At 52.2% G+C, this 4,086-nt stretch carries 4 protein-coding genes; all 4 read left to right on the top strand.

The annotated features are described in order from the left end of the window. Positions 1–154 precede the first annotated feature (154 nt). Positions 155–1,381: a coenzyme F430 synthase gene (gene cfbE / locus QCH34_RS07920; RefSeq protein WP_300332611.1), complete on the top strand. Its 1,227-nt coding sequence runs from the start codon at positions 155–157 to the stop codon at positions 1,379–1,381. Positions 1,382–1,388: 7 nt separating this feature from the next. Then, a complete protein-coding gene (gene cfbD, locus QCH34_RS07925; protein ID WP_300332613.1) occupies positions 1,389–2,465 on the top strand; it encodes a Ni-sirohydrochlorin a,c-diamide reductive cyclase catalytic subunit in 1,077 nt (358 codons plus the stop codon). Next, positions 2,450–3,835, top strand: coding sequence for a Ni-sirohydrochlorin a,c-diamide synthase (cfbB, locus tag QCH34_RS07930; RefSeq protein ID WP_300332615.1), 1,386 nt, complete (start codon positions 2,450–2,452; stop codon positions 3,833–3,835). Before cfbD ends, cfbB begins: the two co-directional genes overlap by 16 nt. Positions 3,836–3,864: 29 nt before the next feature. Then, the coding region (locus tag QCH34_RS07935) for an aminotransferase class IV (protein WP_300332617.1) at positions 3,865–4,086 on the top strand (222 nt) is incomplete at its 3' end.

Raw genomic sequence — 4,086 nt, forward strand, 5'->3', positions numbered from 1 at the left:
CATATCCTCAAGGATATCCCGGGTATCCTTGGTCTTGAAGAAGGAAAGAAGAGAGGAGTTGTGAAGCTGAACGGGAAAGATCTCCCACTCGTGTATGCCGATCCGATCGGCGGTGACCCGCTCCTTGCCGAACTGATGCTGAAGAATGCGGAGAATGCCATCCGCGATCACCTCTGATCGATCTATGCGCCTGCTCGCGCTCGATACTATTCATGGCGGAGGAGTGATCGCCTCCGCCCTCCGCGAGCAGGGATATTCCGTCGATTCTGTGGATGTTTACCGGGGCAGTGAAGGCATCACTCCTGAAAAGGCAATGGCATCATCATACTCCTGCTGTATTGCCCCGGTTCATCTTGATCCTGCGTACCCCCTGCTCCATGCAGGGATGCCGTTGATCACCCACCACCAGGCAGCAGGAATTCTGATCGGATCTGATCTGCCAGATCCTCTGATCGAGATCACCGGAGCTGTCGGAAAGACGACAACAGCCTATGCACTTGCCCACCTGATGGCAGGCGCCGGTATCCTGCATACCTCAAGAGGAACCCTTCGCTATCCCGAACAAGAGATGCTTGGCCGAACGAGTATCACTCCAGCCAGTCTTATCGCCCCTGCCGGATTGGCTCATTCCATTCATGGCTGGCTGATAGGTGAGTGTTCTCTTGGTGTTCCGGGGAGAGGAGATCTTGGGATACTTACCTCGGCAGATGATTACAAAATCGCTGGTGGGAAGAAATCAGCCCTTGCTGCAAAATGCGAATCATTAAAGACGTGCATGCGGGTCCTTCTTCCCGATGGCATATCATTGGATCACCATCCGGATCAGCATACTGTTGGAGAGATCGTCTCATATGATGGCTCTTCGATTCAGTATGAGTATGACGGGATAAGCGGCTCTTTCGACCATCCGCTCCTCTTACTGAGGGGATACCGTATACCCCTGATGACCGCCGCTGCTGCAGCCTGCCTTCTTGGAATTAATCCCTCACCTCTCTCCTCTTTTGAAGCCCTTCCCGGCAGAATGCAGACCGGGAGAGAGAATGGATGCCTGATCGTTGATGCCTCAAACAGTGGGACGACGGCAGACACAACCATTGAGGCAGCAGCCTATGCACGCCGGATACAGCCGGACGCCCCGCTCCATCTTATCATAGGGCAGGATCAGCATGCGGTCTGTGAAAATTTTGCAGAATCCGATATCAAACGAGCGATAAAGGATATCAATCCCGATATACTAACGCTTGTAGTCATGAATCCCGATGCCGGGATTGTATCCTGCCATTCCGATGCCACTGTCGCCTCTTCACTTGAAGAAGCACGACGTCATGCACCCCGCACGCCGGGAACAATCCTTCTTCTGGCAGTAAAAACATGGAGATAAAACCACTATGCAGTACATTCAGCCACGCCCAAGTTCCATTGTAGCCGCCCTGTATACCGCCCGTGATCTCGGAGTCGATGTCGCGATACTCCATGGTCCGTCAGGGTGTTCGTTCAAACATGCCCGCCTCCTTGAAGAGGACGGGCTCCGGGTGATCACCACATCCCTTGCTGATAACGAATTTATCTTCGGGGGGCAGCAGCTTCTTGAGGATGTTCTCAGATATGCCGAGAAGACATTCTCTCCTGGGAGAATCGCGGTTATCGGGACCTGTGTCTCGATGATCATCGGGGAGGATATGCAGGCTGCAATTGACTCCTCGGGCATTACCACTCCGGCAATCTCAGTAGATATCCATGCAGGTTTTTCCGAGAATATCGACGGGGTAATCGCCGCCCTTGAACCGGCTGCAAGGGTGGGCTGGATCAGCGAAGATGAACTGGCACGGCAGCGCCATCTCCTCGCAAAGGCAAATGAAGTTGAGCGGCTTCGTGGTGCGGCATCCCGGAAGTACATAGAGCCTGAGCGTGGGGATCTGAAACATATCGCCGCACAGGCTCTCCTGGATTGTGCATGCGGTGGGAAGAAAGGGATGGCAATCATGAATGCCAAGAAGGAGACGGCATACATGTTTATGGATGAACTCTGTGCGCTCCATGAAGCGGCACCGGATGCGGATATCATCTATTATGCAAATCTCGAAGATCGCGGTCTTCCTAAAGTAAGGGGCGATGCAGAGCGGATCCGCACTGAAGCAGAGAAAAGAGGTCTCCCGCTCTCGATACTCGGCTCTCTTGATGAATATGGAGCTCTTGGAGATGATCTGGGTCGCCTGATCCGGGAGAAGAAGCCTGACTTTCTCTTTATCGTGGGTGTTCCCCATGCAGTCCCGGCAGAATATACTGAAGGAATCACCGTCTTCTCGATTACCAACGGACCACGGCAGGTGGCGCCACTGCGCGAACTCGGCCACCAGCATGTACTGGTGGAGATCGATCTCCATCCAAAGACCCTTGGTGTCCGTTCAATTGTGGAGAGTGAATTTGGAGCGGTGCTCAGGAGCATGAGATGCGTACCCTCCTGATCTCTGGTGACCGCTCGGGTTGCGGAAAGACGAGTATCACGCTTGCAATCTCCGCAATCCTCGCAAAACGAATGTCCGTCCAGACCTACAAGGTGGGGATGGATTACATCGATCCCTCATACCTGACCGGTGTCACCGGACGGCCATGCAGAAATCTCGATAGCTATGTCCTTGATGCAGAGGGTCTCCGGGGTATCTACTCGCATGCCGCAGCAGGTGCTGATATCGGCGTCATTGAAGGTGTGCGGGGGCTCTATGAAGGATCTGAAGTCCTTGGAGATACCGGGAGTACGGCATCGATTGCAAAGACGCTTGGTGTCAATACAATCCTTGTCATCAATGCAAAGAGTATTACCCGGAGTGCCGCTGCGATTGTCAGGGGATTTCAGAGCTTTGATCCGGATGTGCGGATCAAAGGTGTGATCTTAAACAATGTGTCGGGGGGAAGACACCTTGAGAAGGCCAAAGGTGCAATCGAGCACTTCTGCGGAATACCTGTCATCGGGGCAGTCCCGAATATGCCGGAGATGGAGCTTGCAATGCGGCACCTCGGCCTCGTTCCCTTTCGGGAAGGGAGTGAGGACAGCGCATTTCAGGATCGAATCCTGACAATTACCCGTGTTATCGAGGAGTTTATCGATATTGATGCCCTCCTGAAGATTGCAGAGGAACCTCTCCACCCCGGAACCCCTCATCCGGCATTTCATCCACACAATGAAATGGATCTTACGATTGGCATCGCCTATGATGAGGCCTTCACCTTTTATTATGCGGATCTCTTTGATCTCCTCCGCGCACGCGGAGCAGACCCCGTCTTCTTCTCTCCGATACATGATCGCCTCCCCAGTGCTGATGGCTACATAATCGGCGGCGGCTATCCTGAACTCTATACTGAAGCACTGGAAGAAAATACCGGAATGCGGAATGCAATAGCGGGTGCTTCGGAGAATGGCATCCCGTTCTATGCGGAATGCGGCGGTTTGATGTACCTCACCAGATCGATCACCAGAAAGGCAGGGTGGCAGGAGCAGGAAACATCATCCACTCATGAGATGTGTGGTGTTTTTCCAGGAATAACCCTGATTCCTTCAGGACGGGTGCTTGGATACGTTGAAGGAGAATCGCTTGCCGGTCCCCTTGGAAGAGCGGTATTTCGGGGTCATGAGTTCCATTATAGTGAGATCCTGATGGACTCCAATCAACAGTATGCATTCAGGCTTTCACGCGGGAAGGGGATCACTTCTGGAAATGACGGAATTCTTGTGAATAATTCGGTTGGCAGCTATGCCCATCTCCACCCTGTTGCAAGTGCTGATATGATTGGGACATTTCTTGAGTGTTGCTTCGGATCAGGTACGAAGCAAAACTAATACATTGATCCTCTTTCCAATACTCTTACATGGAAATATACATCGATGGAAAATTCTTTCCTGAAGGGGAGGCGAAGGTTTCGGTCTTTGACCATGGTTTCCTCTATGGTGATGGTGTTTTTGAAGGGATACGCAGCTATAATGGACGGATATTCCGGTTAAAGGAACATATCGACCGGCTGTATGATTCTGCCAAAATGATCGATATGGCTGTGCCTGTCTCAAAAGACGAATTTGCCGAAATTATCATC

The organism is Methanocalculus sp., from assembly GCF_029762515.1.
Taxonomy (GTDB): Archaea; Halobacteriota; Methanomicrobia; order Methanomicrobiales; family Methanocorpusculaceae; genus Methanocalculus.

Excerpts from the sequence above, each read along its gene's own strand:
- cfbE (WP_300332611.1), top strand. The coding sequence starts at position 155 with ATGCCATCCGCGATCACCTCTGATCGATCTATGCGCCTGCTCGCGCTC.
- cfbD (WP_300332613.1), top strand. The coding sequence starts at position 1,389 with ATGCAGTACATTCAGCCACGCCCAAGTTCCATTGTAGCCGCCCTGTAT.
- cfbB (WP_300332615.1), top strand. The coding sequence starts at position 2,450 with ATGCGTACCCTCCTGATCTCTGGTGACCGCTCGGGTTGCGGAAAGACG.